Origin of the sequence: Streptomyces sp. NPDC044571 (genome assembly GCF_040647115.1) — a bacterium.
In the GTDB taxonomy this organism is placed as follows: domain Bacteria; phylum Actinomycetota; class Actinomycetes; order Streptomycetales; family Streptomycetaceae; genus Streptomyces.
This window is the reverse complement of record NZ_JBEZBN010000002.1, coordinates 50,151-66,695: the sequence shown is the minus strand read 5'-3', so window position 1 is coordinate 66,695 and position 16,545 is coordinate 50,151. Positions and strand designations below refer to the sequence as shown.

Annotated in this window: 19 protein-coding genes; 4 read left to right on the top strand and 15 right to left on the bottom strand. The window is 73.3% G+C overall.

The features are described 5' to 3' along the window. Window positions 1-53: 53 nt before the first annotated feature. On the top strand, window positions 54-194 hold the full coding sequence (locus AB0B01_RS01485) for a hypothetical protein (RefSeq protein WP_361711865.1): 141 nt from the start codon (window positions 54-56) through the stop codon (window positions 192-194). A 141-nt stretch (window positions 195-335) separates the two neighbouring features. On the opposite strand, the gene AB0B01_RS01480 is transcribed toward AB0B01_RS01485, so the two are convergent. The 6 genes from AB0B01_RS01480 to AB0B01_RS01455 all read right to left on the bottom strand — a co-directional run bounded on the left by AB0B01_RS01480 (window position 336) and on the right by AB0B01_RS01455 (window position 3,817). Next, window positions 336-680 (bottom strand): VOC family protein, encoded by a 345-nt coding sequence (locus tag AB0B01_RS01480; protein WP_361711863.1) that lies wholly within the window; start codon window positions 678-680, stop codon window positions 336-338. 42 nt (window positions 681-722) lie between these two features. After that, window positions 723-1,250, bottom strand: a complete 528-nt coding sequence (locus AB0B01_RS01475; RefSeq protein ID WP_361711861.1) for a DUF5956 family protein — start codon at window positions 1,248-1,250, stop codon at window positions 723-725. A gap of 51 nt (window positions 1,251-1,301) precedes the next feature. Then, window positions 1,302-1,916: an HD domain-containing protein gene (locus AB0B01_RS01470; protein WP_361711859.1), complete on the bottom strand. Its 615-nt coding sequence runs from the start codon at window positions 1,914-1,916 to the stop codon at window positions 1,302-1,304. 11 nt (window positions 1,917-1,927) lie between these two features. Further along, a complete protein-coding gene (codA, locus tag AB0B01_RS01465) occupies window positions 1,928-3,268 on the bottom strand; it encodes a cytosine deaminase (protein WP_361711858.1) in 1,341 nt (446 codons plus the stop codon). A gap of 42 nt (window positions 3,269-3,310) precedes the next feature. After that, window positions 3,311-3,478, bottom strand: coding sequence for a hypothetical protein (locus AB0B01_RS01460; protein WP_361711856.1), 168 nt, complete (start codon window positions 3,476-3,478; stop codon window positions 3,311-3,313). 174 nt (window positions 3,479-3,652) lie between these two features. Further along, window positions 3,653-3,817, bottom strand: coding sequence for a hypothetical protein (locus AB0B01_RS01455; protein WP_361711854.1), 165 nt, complete (start codon window positions 3,815-3,817; stop codon window positions 3,653-3,655). A 101-nt stretch (window positions 3,818-3,918) separates the two neighbouring features. On the opposite strand from AB0B01_RS01455, the gene AB0B01_RS01450 reads away from it, so the two are divergent. Together AB0B01_RS01450 and AB0B01_RS01445 are read left to right on the top strand one after the other, a co-directional pair. Then, window positions 3,919-5,724, top strand: coding sequence for a prolyl oligopeptidase family serine peptidase (locus AB0B01_RS01450; protein WP_361711852.1), 1,806 nt, complete (start codon window positions 3,919-3,921; stop codon window positions 5,722-5,724). 64 nt (window positions 5,725-5,788) lie between these two features. Further along, complete coding sequence (locus AB0B01_RS01445; RefSeq protein WP_361711850.1) at window positions 5,789-6,643, top strand: SURF1 family protein; 855 nt, start codon at window positions 5,789-5,791, stop codon at window positions 6,641-6,643. On the opposite strand, the gene AB0B01_RS01440 is transcribed toward AB0B01_RS01445, so the two are convergent. The 7 genes from AB0B01_RS01440 to AB0B01_RS01410 form a co-directional block, all read right to left on the bottom strand. After that, the gene (locus AB0B01_RS01440) at window positions 6,609-7,706 is read right to left on the bottom strand and encodes a hypothetical protein (RefSeq protein WP_361711848.1); all 1,098 of its coding nucleotides are present in this window, start codon (window positions 7,704-7,706) and stop codon (window positions 6,609-6,611) included. The genes AB0B01_RS01445 and AB0B01_RS01440 overlap by 35 nt on opposite strands. Next, window positions 7,703-8,437, bottom strand: a complete 735-nt coding sequence (locus tag AB0B01_RS01435; protein ID WP_361711846.1) for a SigE family RNA polymerase sigma factor — start codon at window positions 8,435-8,437, stop codon at window positions 7,703-7,705. Before AB0B01_RS01435 ends, AB0B01_RS01440 begins: the two co-directional genes overlap by 4 nt. A 157-nt stretch (window positions 8,438-8,594) precedes the next feature. Next, window positions 8,595-9,683: an aspartate-semialdehyde dehydrogenase gene (locus AB0B01_RS01430; RefSeq protein ID WP_361711844.1), complete on the bottom strand. Its 1,089-nt coding sequence runs from the start codon at window positions 9,681-9,683 to the stop codon at window positions 8,595-8,597. Continuing rightward, entirely contained in the window at window positions 9,680-10,960 is a 1,281-nt protein-coding gene (locus AB0B01_RS01425; RefSeq protein ID WP_356846495.1) for an aspartate kinase, read from the bottom strand. The genes AB0B01_RS01430 and AB0B01_RS01425 overlap by 4 nt, the downstream gene beginning before the upstream one ends. Before the next feature lie 108 nt (window positions 10,961-11,068). Beyond that, the gene (locus AB0B01_RS01420; RefSeq protein WP_361711842.1) at window positions 11,069-11,725 is read right to left on the bottom strand and encodes a DUF5063 domain-containing protein; all 657 of its coding nucleotides are present in this window, start codon (window positions 11,723-11,725) and stop codon (window positions 11,069-11,071) included. Then, a complete protein-coding gene (gene recR, locus AB0B01_RS01415) occupies window positions 11,718-12,317 on the bottom strand; it encodes a recombination mediator RecR (RefSeq protein ID WP_361711840.1) in 600 nt (199 codons plus the stop codon). The genes AB0B01_RS01420 and recR overlap by 8 nt, the downstream gene beginning before the upstream one ends. Window positions 12,318-12,382: 65 nt before the next feature. Then, a complete protein-coding gene (locus AB0B01_RS01410; RefSeq protein ID WP_361711838.1) occupies window positions 12,383-12,727 on the bottom strand; it encodes a YbaB/EbfC family nucleoid-associated protein in 345 nt (114 codons plus the stop codon). Between the two features lie 254 nt (window positions 12,728-12,981). Here AB0B01_RS01410 and AB0B01_RS01405 point away from each other — a divergent pair, with 254 nt between their 5' ends. After that, window positions 12,982-13,737, top strand: a complete 756-nt coding sequence (locus AB0B01_RS01405) for an SLATT domain-containing protein (protein WP_361711836.1) — start codon at window positions 12,982-12,984, stop codon at window positions 13,735-13,737. A gap of 49 nt (window positions 13,738-13,786) precedes the next feature. On the opposite strand, the gene AB0B01_RS01400 is transcribed toward AB0B01_RS01405, so the two are convergent. Then, window positions 13,787-14,437 (bottom strand): hypothetical protein, encoded by a 651-nt coding sequence (locus AB0B01_RS01400; protein ID WP_361711834.1) that lies wholly within the window; start codon window positions 14,435-14,437, stop codon window positions 13,787-13,789. 183 nt (window positions 14,438-14,620) lie between these two features. Then, window positions 14,621-16,528, bottom strand: a complete 1,908-nt coding sequence (locus AB0B01_RS01395) for a glycosyltransferase family 2 protein (protein ID WP_361711832.1) — start codon at window positions 16,526-16,528, stop codon at window positions 14,621-14,623. Window positions 16,529-16,545 lie beyond the last annotated feature (17 nt).

Below are 16,545 nucleotides of genomic sequence, written 5' to 3'. Positions count from 1 at the left end.
CGGTGCCCCCGCGGCGCCCCCCTCGGTGCCCGTCCTGCGCAAGGACGGTGACCGTGCTGAGCCCGGTACCGAGCGAGTCGACGGTCGCACCGAAGACGACCCGGCGTGTGGCGGAGCGCTCGCGCTCCGGGCTGGGCGCGCTGGTGGTGGTCTGCGCGAGCGGCATGTGCACTGTTCCCCGTGTCCGGCTGTGAGGTGACGTCACGCCAGGCAGCGAGGCCCCTCCGTGTGCGCAGCACAGCATCGGTTCGGCCGGTGCTCCCGTGGAGGTGTCCCGGCGGTCCGGCCGGGACGACACGGAGGGATCAGCCCGAACCGGCCATGCCCGCGGCCCCTCAGCCGCTCACGAGGCAGAACTCGTTGCCCTCCGGGTCGCGCATGGCCTGGAAGGAGCCCTGGTCGTCGGTGACCGCGGCGCCCACCCGGGCGGCGCCCAGGGCCACCGCCTCCTCGGTGGCCGCCGCGAGGTCGTCGACGGCGAGGTCCAGGTGGAGCCGGTTCTTCCCCGCCCTGTCCTCGGGAACCGGCTGGAAGGCGAGCCGGGCCATCCCCGGCAGGTCGACGTACGACCAGCCCCGGGCCCGGTCGACGGGCTCACCGCCCAGCAGCCGGGCCCAGAACCGCACCAGGGCCCGCGGCTCCCGGCAGTCGACGACGATCTGCTGCAGACGCACACGCATGCAGGCACCCTAAGCCGCACCCGGGGCTCCTCGCCCCCGGTGTCAGGCCATGTCCTTGGCCAGTGAGCCGAGTTCGGCGCCGGCCAGGGCAAGGAAGGCCGCGCTGCCGGCCCCGGCTCCCACCCCGCGCTCGGCCGCCACCGTCCGCAGGTGGTCGAGCACCGCCCCGACCGTCGGGAAGGGGCCGACCGGACGCAGCAGCCACAGCCGGCCCGGCGGCCGGGGCGGCAGCCCGAGGGCGGCGAGCACCTCCTCGGCCTCCCGGTCGAGCTCGTGGACGTCCGGCTCCGGGAGCGGGGCGCACTCCACGCCGGTGATGTGGCCGTGGCCGTCGAGGCGGGTCTCCACCGCCCAGTGGGTCGAGCGGTCCGGGATCCAGGTGCGGTGCTCCGGGGGCCAGACGTACGGGAGAAACACCCAGAGCAGGTCCTCGGGCGCGGGCTCCCAGCCGAGCACCTCCAGCTCCCGCACCTCGGGCAGCCGGTCCGGCTCCTGCTCGCTGCGCCCGGCCCGGCGCCGGGCCAGCGGATGCGGTGTCCCGGCCTCGTCCCAGTCCCAGTCCCACGGCATACGGGCAGGCTATCTCCGCCACCCCGCGGGACGGGCCTTCGACGGCCCGGCCTAGAGCCGGACGCCGTCGCGGTGGTCCAGGGGGTTGGCCGCGATGCGGGTCGCGGCGCCGCCCGCCACGTACGAGGCCGCCGCGCAGTCGGGCTTGCGGACCGCCTGGTCCTCGACCAGGGCGACGAAGGCCGCGCCGAAGCCGGCCCGGGGGTACGCCTCCAGCAGGGCGGCGGTGAAAGCCGGATCGAACTCGGCCACCCGCAGGCCCGACACGTCGGCGCTGGTCCCGACCTGGAGGAGGTGGCTCTCGACGTCCTCGGCCGCCGTGACGTCGTCCCGCATGTGCAGCACGATCACCTCCTCGGCCCGGGCCCGCCGGTCCGCCGGCCAGCCCAGCCCCGCCGTCAGCACGCGCGCCACATGGCCGCCCGCCTCCTCGAAGGGCAGCGTGTGGCTGTCGAACGGCGCCGTCAGGCCCAGGTCGTGCAGCAGCGCGCTGACGTACAACAGGTCCTCGTCGTACGCGAGCCCGTGCCGGGCCGCGTACTCGGCGGCGAAGGCGTATGAGCGGACGGAGTGGTTCAGCAGCGCCTCGTCCGCGTACTCGGAGGCGATCTCCAGGGCCGTCCGGCCCGCCGCAGTGTCCCGGGTCCAATTCGCACGTGTCGTCATGGAAGCGCAGCCTACGGGCGGTTGAAGTCAACCTCGGAGGGGGCCTCCCCCGGCCAGGACAGGAGGGTCGGGGCCGGCGGGGTCTCGGCGAGGACGGTGCCGTGCGAGACGACGTAGCGGGGGCGGACCTGGCGGCGGATCGCCTCCTGCGGCGAGGCCGCGGGCAGCAGCACGAAGGAGGCGGGCGCGCCCGGCGTGATGCCGTACTCCGCGTCCGACAGGCCGAGCACCCGCGCCGCCCGGTCGGTCACCATCGAGAAGGCCACCGGGATCTCGTCCGCCCCGGTGAGCTGGGCGGCGTACAGCCCGACGAGGGCGGTCTGCAGCGGGTTGGCGGTGCCCAGCGCGTTCCACGGATCCATCACGTCGTCGTGCCCGAAGGCCACGTTGACCCCCGCGGCCAGCATCTCCTTGACCTGGGTGAGGCCGCGCCGCCGCGGATAGGCGTCGAAGCGGCCCTGGAGGTTGAGATTGGCGAACGGGTTGGAGACCAGGCTGATTCCCGACCGTGCCAGCAGCCGCTGGAGTTTGAAGCTGTACGCACCGCCGTAGGAGCCCATCGCCGTCGTATGCGAGGCGGTGGCCCGCTCCCGCAGGCCCGAGCGCAGAGCGAGCGTGGCCAGCACCTCCACGAAGCGGGACTGCTCGTCGTCGATCTCGTCGCAGTGCGCGTCCACGCGCAGCCCGTGCTCCTCGGCCACCGCGAAGGCGATGCCCAGGGAGGCCACCCCGTCCTCCCGGGTGTCCTCGAAGTGCGGGATCGCGCCCACCAGGTCCGCACCACGGGCGACCGCCTCGCGCAGCAGCACCTCGCCGCCGGGGAAGGACACGATGCCCTCCTGCGGGAAGGCCACGATCTGGAGGTGCATGACGTCGCGCACGCGGTCGCGCACCTCCAGCAGCGCGTCCAGCGCGGTCAGCGAGGGGTCGGTGACGTCGCAGTGCGTCCGCACGTGCAGCACCCCCTGCGCCGCCTGCCAGCGCAGCACCTCCGTGGCCCGCGCGATCACGTCCTCGCGCGTCAGGGTCCGCTTGCGCTCGCTCCAGCAGGCGATGCCCTCCCAGAGCGTCCCGGAGGCGTTCGGACGCGGCTCGCCCGCCGTCAGGGCCGTGTCCAGGTGGATGTGGGGCTCGACGAAGGGGGCGGTGAGCAGGGCGCCGTGCGCCTCGATGAGCGTGCCGGTCGCCGGCGGTTCCTTCTGGTCGTCGTACGGGACCACCCGCGCGATCCGGCCGTCCTCGGCGACCTCGACGTCGAAGAGCCCTCCGGCCCCACCGGGGTCATCGGTGCCGTTGGTGCCGTCGGTTCCGTCGGTGTGCAGCAGCCGGGCGCCCCGGACGATCATCCGCATGCCGGCCACCCTACGGCCGGGGCCGCAGGGTGGGCGGGCGACTCAGCCGCGCTTGGCCTGAGCCTTCTGCTGCATGCCCCGCGTCTTCGCGGAGAGCGTCTGCGCTTCCCGGGCCGCGGCCTTGGCGCGGGCCTCGGCGGCCGTGTTCTTCGCGCGCTCGTGCTCACGCTCGGCGGCCTGCGACGTACCGCTGCGAGCCTTCTTGGCCATGATCGAGCCTCCTCGGGGCGCTCCGGAGGGCGTACGCCCTCCACTGTCCCCCCGTTCACCGGACACGGCATCCGGAGCGAGCGGGCGATCCGGGGCGGGCTCACCCCCGTGGGCCGCAACGACGCGTGCGGGGGCGGCGCCCCCACGGGGGTGCCGCCCCCGCCGGGGGACGCGTCAGCCGCGCCCGCCCTTCATGCGCTGCTCGCGCATCCGGTCTTCCTTCAAGGCCATCACCTGGGCCTCGCGGACGTCCTCGACCAGCTGTGTCGACTTCTGCGGGGACCGGGACTCCGCAAAGCCGCGGTTCTCCTGCGTCGGCTCCTTGCGCTTCTTCGCCATGATCACTCCTCACGGGAAAACAGCAGGCTGGGTCCCGGCCCACGCTGCCCCCTCCCGCTGCCGGGGACCATCCGACAGCGCCAATCGGGTTACATGGGGGTATGAATGACAACACGGCCGTGCCCGACTGGGAGAAGCGCTTCCGCGCCCCGCGCGTCGGGCTGCCCGACTGGGCCGAAGACGCCCCGGACCGCTGCCTCTTCGTCTCGAACGCGACGGGGACGTACGAGCTCTACGCCTGGGACCGCGCCACCGGCTCGCAGCGGCAGGCCACCGACCGTCCCAACGGCACCACCGACGGCACCCTCTCCCCTGACGGCGAGTGGATCTGGTGGTTCTCCGACACCGATGGCGACGAGTTCGGCGTGTGGGTGCGCCAGCCGTTCGCGGGCGGCCCCGACGAGCCGGCCACGCCCGGCCTCGACCCCTCCTACCCGGCGGGCCTGGCCCTCGGCCGGGACGGCACGGCCGTCGTCGGCCGGTCCACCGACGAGGAGGGCACGACCATCCACGTCGTGCGGCCGGACGGCACGCTGCCCTCGGTCGTCTACCGGCACCGCGAATCGGCGGGCGTCGGCGACCTGTCCCGCGACGGGACGCTGATCGCCGTCGAGCACACCGAGCACGGCGACGCCATGCACGCGGCGCTGCGGGTGCTCACCCTCGACGGCAGCACCGTCGCCGAGCTCGACGACTCCCGCGGCGGCACCGTGGAGCTGGGGCTGGAGGTGCTCGGTTTCGCGCCGGTCGCCGGCGACACCCGGCTGCTGGTCGGCCACCAGCGGCGCGGCCGCTGGGAGCCGATGGTGTGGGACGTGGCCACCGGCGCCCAGGAGGACCTGGCGATCGACCTGCCCGGCGACGTGGCCGCCGAGTGGTATCCCGACGGCTCCGCGCTGCTCATCGAGCACAGCTTCGAGGCGCGCAGCGAGCTCTGGCGCTACGACCTCGCCGCGCAGGAGCTCGTACGCGTGGACACGCCGCCCGGGACGGTGTCGGGTGCGACGGCGCGGCCCGACGGGACGGTGGAGTACCAGTGGTCCTCGGCGGCCGAGCCCTCGGCCGTACGGTCGACCGCGGGCGGGATCGTCCTCGAACCCCCGGGCTTCCGGGCGCCCGGTTCGGTGCCGGTGGAGGACGCCTGGGTGGAGGGCCCCGGCGGGCGGATCCACGCGCTCGCCCAGCGGCCCGCGGGCCACGGCGAGGGCCCCTTTCCGACGATCTTCGAGCTCCACGGCGGGCCCACCTGGCACGACAGCGACGCTTTCGCCGCGACCCCGGCGGCCTGGCTCGACCACGGTTTCGCGGTCGTCCGGGTCAACTACCGGGGCTCGACGGGATACGGCCGGGAGTGGACGGACGCCCTCAAGCACCGCGTCGGCCTGATCGAGCTGGAGGACATCGCGGCGGTCCGGGAATGGGCGGTGGCCACCGGGCTCGCCGACCCGGCCCGGCTGGTGCTCTCAGGCGGCTCCTGGGGCGGCTACCTGGCGCTGCTGGGCCTCGGCACCCAGCCGGACGCCTGGGCCGTGGGCCTGGCCGCCGTACCGGTCGCCGACTACGTCACCGCGTACCACGACGAGATGGAGGCGCTGAAGTCCCTGGACCGCACCCTTTTCGGCGGCACGCCGGAGGAGGTCCCGGACCGCTTCGAGGCGTCCTCGCCGCTCACGTACGTGGACGCGGTGAAGGCTCCCGTCCACATCGCGGCGGGCGTCAACGACCCCCGCTGCCCGATACGGCAGATCGACAACTACGTCGAGAGGCTGGCGGCCCGCGGCGCGGTGCACGAGGTGTACCGCTACGACGCGGGGCACGGCTCGCTCGTCGTGGAGGAGCGGATCAAGCAGGTCCGGATGGAGCTGGAGTTCGTCCGCAAGCACCTTCCGGGACGCCTTCCCGTCTGATCCGGCACGCCTTCGCGCCCGACCCGGCCCCGGTGATCCGGTGCACCCCCCGTACCGTGGTGGGGTGCACCGGTTTCTCCTGACCCCGCGCTGGTGGGGGATCAACGTCTTCGTCGCGCTCGCCGTTCCCGTCTGCCTCTTCATGGGCACCTGGCAGCTCGGCCGCTTCGAGGACCGCGTCGCCACCCACCGGGAGGCGGCCTCGCAGCACCCCGACCGGCCGGCCGAGCCGCTGGAGTCGCTGCTCCCGGTGGACAAGACGACCTCCGGGCGGCTCGCCTCCGCCTCCGGCGAGTACGCCGACCAGCTGCTGGTACCGGACCGGCAGCTGGACGGGAGGTCCGGCTTCTACGTCCTGACCCTGCTGAAGACCGACTCCGGCAAGGCGGTCCCGGTGGTCCGGGGCTGGCTGCCGGGCCGGGCGGACCCGGCGAAGGCGCCCGCCGCGCCGACCGGAAGGGTCGAGGTCACCGGCGCCCTCCAGGCCTCGGAGAGCGCCACCACCAAAGGAGTGCACGCCGAGGGCGGCCTGCCGGCCGGGCAGCTCGGGGTCATCGGGGCGGCCTCGCTGGTCAACCTCGTGCCGTACGGGCTGTACGACGCCTGGCTGACGGTGCAGAGCCCGGCGGACGGGCTGAAGCCCGTGCCCGCGCAGGCGCCGAGCAACACCGGGCTCGACCTGAAGGCCTTCCAGAACCTCGGCTACACCGGCGAGTGGTTCGTCTTCATCGGCTTCCTGCTGTTCATGTGGTTCCGGCTGTACCGCCGCGAGGTGGAGACCCTGCGCGACGCCGAGGCCGGTCTGCTGCCCGAGCCGCAGCCGCAGCCGCAGGAGGCTGCGGAGCCGACCGCGCCCGCTTCGGCCGCGGCCGCTCCGGCACCGCCTACGGCGTCGGCTTCGGCCCCTCCAGCGGAATGACGCCCGTCCGGTAGACCGTGCCCCCGCAGGCCGCCGGGATGGTGGTCTGCGTGACCGGTGCGCCGGGCACCGCCGTGTTCGGCGTGTGGGACACCGCCACCCCGGTGGGCTCCGGCGCCGTGCCGCCCGTCTGCGGATCGCTGTGCCGGGTGGCCGCATCCCCCGCTGCCCGTCCGGTGCTCTGCGCGGAGCCGCCCGACGGGGGCTCACCGACCGGGGGCGGGGTGGCCGCCGGACAGGACTGCGCCGAGGGCACCCATGCGAAGCGGACCTCGTAGGCCGTGTACGGCTGGAGCAGCAGCTGCGGCGTCTCCGCCGACGGGTCGGGCAGCCCCGCCGCGGGGTCCCCGGCCGTGTGGCCGACCACGGTGACCCCGGAGCTCTTCCCGGGCGCCGAGGACGTCACCGAAGCCGCGGTCACCGTGTCCGGGCCGAGGACCGCGCAGCCCCGCGTGGAGACGTTGGTGACCTTGAAGCTGCCGTACACCGTGCCGTCGGGCTCCGGTGCGCCCGCGCTGCCCTGCACCCCGAGCTGCTCCCCGCTGCATCCCGGCACGCCCGGCACCGCCACCGGGGGCAGCGGGCCGGTGCCCAGGCCGGCGGAGGCGCCGGCCGAGGGAGCGGCCGAGGCGCCGCCCGCCGGGGATCCGCCCGCGCGGGAGTCCGGCCGGTCGCCGGAACCGCCGGCGGCCGGGCCCTTCCCTGCGCTCGGGCTGGACTCCGGCGCGGCGCCCGCGCCGTTCTGGTGGGGGTGGGAGCCGGAGCCGCCCACGGCCGTGCCGGGCTCCTCGTGGCCGGCCATCGCCGAGTGCTCGCCGGTGTCGCCCTCCGCGCCCGTGGGGTGCAGGTGCAGGGCCGCCGGGACCGCCGCCCCGGCCAGCAGGACGCCCACGGCCGCGCCGACCAGGGCCCGCCGCTTGCGGGTCCTGCGCACGGGTACGGCGTACCGCAGCCGCTCCAGCGCGTCCTCGGCGGGCTCCAGGCCCTCGACGGCCCCGCGCAGCAGGCTGCGCAGTGCCTGCTCCTCGCTCTGCCCGGCCGGCGGGATGTGGTCGTCCGTCATGACTGCGCAGCCTCCATCGCCACCCGCAGCGCGGCAATGCCCCGCGATCCGTACGCCTTCACCGAGCCGAGCGAGACGCCGAGCGTCTCGGCGACTTGGGCTTCGGTCATGTCCGCGAAGTACCGCAGCACCAGCACCTCGCGCTGGCGCCGCTGCAGTCCGCGCATCGCCTTGATGAGATCGTCCCGTTCCAGCTGGTCGTAGGCGCCTTCCTCGGCGCTGGCCATGTCCGGCATCGGCTTCGACAGCAGCTTGAGGCCGAGGATGCGCCGGCGCAGGGCCGAACGCGAGAGGTTGACGACGGTCTGGCGCAGGTACGCCAGGGTCTTCTCGCGGTCGCGGACCCGGTTGCGGGCCGAGTGCACGCGGATGAAGGCCTCCTGGACCACGTCCTCGCAGGAGGCGGTGTCGTCGAGGAGCAGCGCGGCCAGGCCGAGCAGCGAGCGGTAGTGGGCTTGGTAGGTCTCGGTGAGGTGGTCGACGGTGGTGCCGGCGACGACGACGGGCTCGGCTGCCGCGGCCGCGCCCTCCGCCTCCGCGCCATCACGCGGCGCGGGCACGCGGCCGCCCCGGGTCGGCAGGACGGTCGGTGCGGCCGGCTGCACGGGCGGCACCACCGGCGGGACGGGAACGATCACCGGACGGCCGCCGGGCACCGGGAGACGCCGACGCGGCGCAGCGGGCACGCTGCGGGCCGGAACGACGGCGAAGTCGAGAAGTGCCTCTGCCACGCCAGTTGGACACGCGTCCCCCCACCAGGGTTGTACGCGCGAGGCAGCCCCACCAGCAAAATCCCTCTTGCCCTCATGCGTACCCGCTCTTCCTGATTGCCCCGCCCGTCCAGGCGGCAGTCAGGCCATCACCTTGATCAAGGGATCAGCACTGATCCTACAAAGTGAAATACGCGAATTCACCAGCGATCAGTTCCGCGGTCTGCAGGGCGTTCAGTGCGGCCCCGTGCCGCAGATTGTCGGCGCACACGAAGAACTCCAGGGAGTGCGGATCGTCCAGGGAGGCCCGCATCCGCCCGACCCAGGCCGGATCCGTGCCCGCCGCGTCCACGGGGGTGGGGAACTCCCCCGCCGCCGGGTCGTCCGCGAGGACCACGCCGGGCGCGGCCTCCAGGATCTCCCGCGCGCGGCCCGCGTCCACCTCGGACTCGAACCGGGCCCGTACGGTCAGCGAATGCCCGGTCAGCACCGGTACCCGTACGCAGGTCACCGCCACCGGGAGCGCCTCCAGCTCCAGGATCCGGCGCGTCTGGGACCGTACGGCCAGCTCCTGCGAGGACCAGCCGTCCTCGCGCAGCTCCCCGGACCACGGCACCACGTTCAGGGCGAGCGGCGCCGCGAAGGGACCGGTGTCCTCGCCCACGGCCCGCCGTACGTCCCCGGTCTGCTCTCCCAGTGCGGTGCCCGCGACCAGCGCGATCTGGCGGCGCAGCGCCTCCGTTCCCGAGCGGCCGCCGGCACTGGCGGCCTCGTACGAGGAGACGGTCAGGTCGACCAGCTCGTACGCGGCGTGCAGCGCGCCCAAGGCCGCGATCATCGCGGCGGTCACGCAGTCGGGGCCCGCGACGATGCCGCGCGGCCGCATCCGGGCGGCCTTCCCGTTGACCTCGGGCACCACCAGCGGCACCTCGGGGTCCTCCCGGAAGGCCGCGGAGCGGTCGACGACGACGGCCCCGCGGGCCGTCACGGCGGGCGCCCACCGGGCCGACACCTCGGCCGGGGTCAGGAAGACCGCCACATCGCCGCCGCCGAGGCCGTCGAAGGCGTCCTCGGTGAGGGCGAGCACCTCGACCTCCTCCCCGCGCACGACCAGCCTGCGGCCGGCCGAGCGCGCGGAGGCGATCAGACGTATGCCGCCCCAGACGTCCGCGCGCTGGGACAGCATCTGGAGCAGGACCGAACCGACTGCTCCGGTCGCCCCGACCACGGCGAGCGCCGGAGCCGGGACCGACCGGGTCGCGGTCATCGTCCGGTGCCTCCGTAGACGACGGCTTCGTCGCTGTCGGAGTCCAGCCCGAAGGCCGTGTGCACGGCGCGGACGGCCTCGTTGACGTCGTCCTGGCGGGTCACCACCGAGATGCGGATCTCGGAGGTCGAGATCAGCTCGATGTTGACGCCCGCGTCGGACAGCGCCTGGAAGAAGGAGGCGGTGACGCCCGGGTTCGTCTTCATTCCGGCGCCGACCAGGGAGATCTTGCCGATCTGGTCGTCGTAGCGCAGGGAGTCGAAGCCGATGGCGCCCTTCGCCTTCTCCAGGGCGTCGATGGCCTTGTGGCCCTCCGCCTTGGGGAGCGTGAAGGAGATGTCCGTGAGCCCGGTGGAGGCCGCGGACACGTTCTGCACGATCATGTCGATGTTGATCTCGGCGTCCGCGATGGCGCGGAAGATCGCCGCGGCCTCGCCCGGCTTGTCCGGGACGCCGACGACCGTGATCTTGGCTTCGGAGACGTCGTGGGCGACTCCGGAGATGATGGCGTGCTCCACCTGCTCGTCCCCTTGCGACTCGGGCTTTTCGTTGCTGACCCAGGTGCCCGGCAGTCCCGAGAAGGACGAGCGGACGTGGATCGGGATGTTGTATCGGCGTGCGTACTCGACGCAGCGGTGCAGCAGCACCTTGGAGCCGGAGGCGGCGAGTTCGAGCATGTCCTCCGAGGAGATCCAGTCGATCTTCCGCGCCTTCTTCACGACGCGGGGGTCCGCGGTGAAGACGCCATCCACGTCGGTGTAGATCTCGCACACCTCGGCGTCGAGCGCGGCGGCCAGCGCCACGGCCGTCGTGTCGGAACCACCGCGCCCGAGGGTGGTGATGTCCTTGCTGTCCGCGGACACGCCCTGGAAACCGGCGACGATGGCGATGTTGCCCTCGTCCAGCGCGGTACGGATCCGGCCCGGCGTGACATCGATGATGCGCGCCTTGTTGTGGACCGAGTCGGTGATGACGCCTGCCTGGCTGCCGGTGAACGACTGGGCCTCGTGGCCCAGGTTTTTGATCGCCATGGCCAGCAGGGCCATGGAGATACGCTCTCCGGCGGTCAGCAGCATGTCGAATTCGCGCCCGGCAGGCATCGGGGATACCTGCTCGGCGAGATCGATCAGCTCGTCCGTCGTGTCGCCCATCGCGGAAACCACGACGACCACCTGGTGGCCGTTCTTCTTGGCATCCACGATCCGCTTGGCGACGCGCTTGATGCCTTCGGCATCGGCTACGGAGGAGCCTCCGTACTTCTGCACGACAAGGCCCACGTGCGCTCCTCGCTCAGTCCGTCTCATTGCTGGTGCAGTCTAACGAGCGGCCGCGATCCGACCGTTCCGTACCGCATGATGAGACGTTCGGGACGAAGCCGGAGTTCCCTATTTCCCCGGCAGACCCAGCCGTGCGCCGATTTCCTCGGCCATCACCCGTCCGGCCTGCTCGGCGAGGTCCTCCTCGGCCAGGTCCTCGTCGGTGTCCAGTCCGTCCAGGGCCTCCAGCGGCTGGTCCAGCCGGACGTGGGCGACCAGGGACTGCAGGGCGCGCAGGGTGGCCGAGGCGGTGGTGCCCCAGTTGGTGAAGTACGAGAACTGCCACCACCACAGGGCCTCGGTGGTCCGGCCGGCCCGGTAGTGCGCCAGGCCGTGCCTCAGGTCCGCCACCACGTCGGCGAGGTCGTCGGAGATCCGGTGCGGGACCGGCGCCTTGCGCGGCTCGTAGGGGTCGAAGACCTCGGAGTACACGTCGACCGGTTCCAGCAGGTACGCGAACCGCTCGCGCAGCTCGTCCACGTCCGGCTCCGGGCCGAGGTCGGGCTCGTAGCGCTCGTCGGGCAGGACGTCCTGGTACGCGCCCAGCCGGCCGCCCGCCAGCAGGAGCTGGGAGACCTCCAGGAGGAGGAAGGGCACCGCGCTGTCCGGGTCCTCGCCCTTGGCCACCTCGGTGACCGCGACGATGAAGGACTCGATCTGGTCCGAGATCTGGACCGCGAAATCGTCCGGATCCTGAGCCAGGGCGTGCAGCGTTGCGTCAGACATCGAGAAGTCGCCTTCCTTCAAAGGCCCGCCCGAGCGTGACCTCGTCCGCGTACTCCAGATCTCCCCCGACGGGGAGCCCGCTGGCCAGGCGGGTGACCTTCAGGCCCATGGGCTTGATCATGCGGGCGAGGTACGTGGCGGTCGCCTCCCCCTCCAGGTTCGGGTCGGTGGCGAGGATCAGCTCGGTCACCTCACCGTCGGCGAGCCGGGCCAGCAGCTCGCGGATGCGCAGGTCGTCCGGGCCGACGCCCTCGATCGGGCTGATCGCACCGCCCAGGACGTGGTACCTGCCGCGGAACTCGCGGGTCCGCTCGATCGCGACGACGTCCTTCGGCTCCTCGACCACGCAGATGACGGCGAGATCGCGGCGCGGATCGCGGCAGATGCCGCACCGCTCCTCCTGCGCCACGTTCCCGCACACGGCGCAGAACCGGACCTTGTCCTTGACCTCCAGCAGGGCGTGCGCCAGCCTCCGGACGTCGGTGGGCTCGGCCTGCAGGATGTGGAAGGCGATCCGCTGCGCGCTCTTGGGCCCGACGCCGGGCAGCCTGCCCAGTTCGTCGATCAGGTCCTGGACCACGCCTTCGTACAACGGACTGCCTTCTTTCGGTGTTCAGTGTTCAGTGTTCGGGGACGGTGCGGGTCGGGAAGGTCGGACTAGAACGGCAGACCGGGGATACCGCTCCCGCCGCCCAGCCCCTGGGCCAGCGGCCCCAGCTTCTCCTGCTGGAGCGCCTGGGCGTTCTCCGTGGCCGCCTGGACCGCCGCGACGACCAGGTCCGCGAGGGTCTCGGTGTCCTCTGGGTCCACGGCCTTCGGGTCGATCACCAGCGCGCGCAGCTCGCCGGCACCGGTGACGGTCGCCTGGACCAGGCCGCCGCCGGACTGGCCCTGGACCTCGGCACGCGCCAGCTCCTCCTGGGCCGCCGCGAGATCCTGCTGCATCTTCTGGGCCTGCTGGAGCAGCTGCTGCATGTTGGGCTGACCACCACCGGGAATCACAGGTCACTCACTCCGTACATCGGGACGCTCGGTCAATCCGAGCCTACGTGGTCCCCGGGCGCCGCGCCCTACGCCGAGAGGACCAACTCTTTCGAGTGAGAGAGCGGACATGCGCGTACCTGATGGAGACCTCCTTGCAGGCGGAAATCCGGGGATTCCCTGCCCATGGGCCACCATTCGAAGGTAGGAAGAGCATGCGCATCATTGCGCACACGCGCACCACCACACGTCAGCGCAGGCAGAGGGAGTGCCGGGTGAGCCAGCCGGAGATGCAGCCCGAGGGGCCACCTCGGGACCCCCGGGGGTCCCGGGAGGAGGGCAGCGGACCCATGGCGGCGGGCGATCTGACCGGTGGACCCTTCCCCCTCGGGGACTGGGGCGAGCCCGCCGAGCGGCTCGACGAGCTCTACCGGCGGGTCGAGGCCGACGCGCTGCGCACCGCCGAGTGGTATCTGTCCGACCGGGCCTGGAAGCGCCGGGGCGCGCGGATCCTGCGGGTGGGCGCCGCGGTGGGGGCGATCGTGGGCGCCTCGATGCCGCTGCTGGAGGTGACGGGCTCGGCCCGGGGAGCGGCCGCGTACGGGTACCTCTCGCTGCTGCTGGGCGCGGCCTGCCTGGCGTGCGACCGCTTCTTCGGGATGACCTCGGGCTGGATGCGGGACGTGGCGACGGCCCAGGCGGTGCAGCGGCGGCTCCAGACGCTCCAGTTCGACTGGGCCTCGGAGAACGTGCGCGAGGTGCTCGGGCCGACGGAGGGCACGGCGAGCGAGGCGGCGGAGCGGTGCCTGACGGTGCTGCGGCGGTTCTCCGAGGACGTGACGGAGCTCGTGCGGTCCGAGACCGCGGAGTGGATGGTGGAGTTCAGCTCGGGGCCGGCGCCGCTGGTGATGCAGTCCCTGTCGGGGGCCTCCTCCCGGCCGGAAGCGGGTTTTCCCCCGGCCCGTTTCCCCCTCCCGCCGGGCACCCGCCCCAACATGCCCCGCCAGCGCCCGCCGGAGCAGCCGCGCTGATCCCGCGGCCCGGGTCCGGCCCGTTCGGCCGGGCCCGGGCGGGGCGGGGTCAGCTGAAGATGATCATGGAGCCTTGGGCGAGGCTCCGGGTGGCGGCCGCGTGCAGGCCCAGCCAGACGTGCCGCTCCCGCGCGAAGGGACTGGAGTCGTACGGGATCGGCCCCGCCGGCTCCTCCAGCGACGTCGGCCGCCCCGGCGGTGCAGGGGCCGCCGGGGGATTGCCCGGGTCGATGCCGATCGCGGGGGCCACGAAGCCCAGCTCCCGCAGCAGGCCCTGGGCCGAGCCGAGCGGACCGCCCCCGGCCAGCAGCTCCTCGTTGGCCAGCGGAGCCGCGAAGTCCACCGGTACGTAGGCCCCGGCGTGGTCGTAGTGCCACACCAGGTGCGACTGCTGGGCCGTGGCCTCGAACATCTCCAGCAGCTGCTCGTAGTCCCCGCCCAGCTCGTCCACCGGCGTCACCGGCAGCCCGCAGGCCTGGAGCAGGTACGCCCGGCGCAGGAAGTGCAGGGCGTCGTAGTCGAAGCCGGCGACCGGGGCCACGTCCCCGCTCAGGCCCGGCATGTAAGCGAAGACGGGCACGGACGGCAGTCCGGCCTCGCCCAGCGCCTTGTCGTACGCGGCGATCTCCTCCGCGAAGGGATTGTCGGGGCTGTGGCACAGCACATCGACAAGGGGGACGAGCCACAGGTCACAGGCCACGCGGCCTCCGATCAGTCGTTGCCGCCGATCGTGCCAGCGTAATGCGCCGAACACCCTCAGCGAAGGGCTGCGCAAAACCTGGCACGCGAAGCCCCGGCCTCCGGCACCGGGAAGCCGGCCCCTTTCACGCGAAGACGGTCCTGGCGGACGCGAAGACGGTGCTAGCGGACCGGTGCACCCACGTCATGCGGTCGGGGTCGCCGTCGAGCCCACCCGCCAGACCCACACGTCCCGGACCTGCTCGGGCTGCGACCCCAGCAGCCCGGTCAGCAGGTCCCGCAGCTCCGCGTCGCGGTCCTGGGCCGGCAGCACCACCGCGCCCGCCTTCCAGTAGGCCAGGTCCTGCCGGGCCTGCTCGCGCCACTCCTGCGTGACCTCCGGCGGCTGCGCCCCGTAGCGGACGTCCCGCAGCAGGTTCGACAGGTGCCGCGGCGTCGCCCCGTAGATCCCGATCCGCTCAGGGCCCCAGGGCCCGTTGAAGTAGCCGCCGGCCAGCCGGAAGCCGAAGTCCGCCTCGACCTGCCAGTGCAGTGCGTCCGCCTGGCCCGGGTCCGGCAGCGGCACCGGGACCAGCGCCTCCCCCTCGCGGAGGTACGGCTTCCACGCCCCCGAGGTGATGAACTCCGGTACGGGTGCCCGCTCCCGCACCGCCAGCGGCAGCGGCAGCACCGGGACCAGCGCCGCCGCCACCCCCAGCAGCCCGAGGGTGCGCAGCTCGCGCGCCCGCAGCCGGACGATCCGGTCGAGCGCCAGGGCCAGCAGCACCCCCAGCACCGGCGCGCACACCATCGCCACGCGCCCCTCGATCACCGACTCGAACAGCGGCAGCTCGACCATCAGCCGCCAGGGACCCGGCAGCACCACGTCCGTCCGCGGCACCGGCACCCGCGGCCCCAGGGACAGCAGCAGCGCCGCGCATCCGGTGATCGCGAGCGCGCGGACGACCGGGCGCCGCCACAGCCACACGCACACGGCCGCGCCGAAGGCCAGCAGCGGCCAGCCGTAGAAGGCGTTCTGCTCGGTGGTGTTCAGGGCCAGTCGGCCGGCCGTCTCGGGGTCGCCGAAGAGGGAGCGGGCGGCGTACTCGATCAGGGCCCGCGGGCTGTTCCCCGCGTTGTCCCCGTGCAGCACCGAGTGGTAGCTCTGCGGGCCGAGGAACTGCCAGTACAGCGGGAAGGCCAGCAGCGGTAGGCACACGGCGAGGGCGACGGCCAGGCCGCGGCCCAGCGGCCGCGCGGCGGCGAGGGCGCCCCGGCGGTCGACCAGCAGGTAGGCGAGGCAGAAGACCAGCATGCCCAGCGCGGCGATGAGCAGCGGCTCCTCGCCGATGAAGATCTGGTACGCGGCGAACAGACCGAGCAGGATCCCGTCGCGTACCGGGGTGCGGCCCTCGCACAGCCGCAGCGCCCGGTCGATGATCAGCGGGATCATGAACAGGACCACGAAGTTCGGGTGGCCGTTGGCGTGCGAGACCATCGGCGGCGCGAAGGCGGCGAGCGCCCCGCCCGCCGCGGCGGCCCAGCGGCTGTCCACGAGACGGCGGCGGATCAGCCAGTACCAGGTCCAGGCGCTGGCGGCCATGCCGAGCGTGAGGACCAGCGCGAAGGTGACCGTCTCGCCGAAGAGCAGGGTGACCGGGATGAGCGGGACGGTCAGGCCGAGCATGGTCGCGTTGGCCATCAGGTTCACGCCGTCGGGCATGCCCTGGGCCCGGGTGAAGAGCGGATTGCGCAGGTGGGTGATGTTGTCGGTGGTGACGCCGACGAACCACTCCCACTGGTTCTGGTCCTGGAGCGCGTCGTTCAGGTAGCGGCCGTCGAGGTCCGCCCACAGGCCGTGGAAGACGTAGAGGGAGAGGGCGAGGAAGGCGAGGACGACGGCGAGGCCGCCCGCGTTCCGGCGCAGCAGGGCGGCGGGCGTGCGGCCGGGCTCGGCGGCGGGGTCGGGGCGTGATCCGGAGCCGGCGGGGCGGCCCGGTCGGGCCGGCCGGGCCGAGCCACCGGCGGGTTCGGGGATCGCCGTCCGGCCGCCGTCGAAGCGGTGCACGCCGGCCATGCCGTCGAAGCGGTCCACGTCGCTCACGTCACTCATGTCGCTTATGCCGCTCA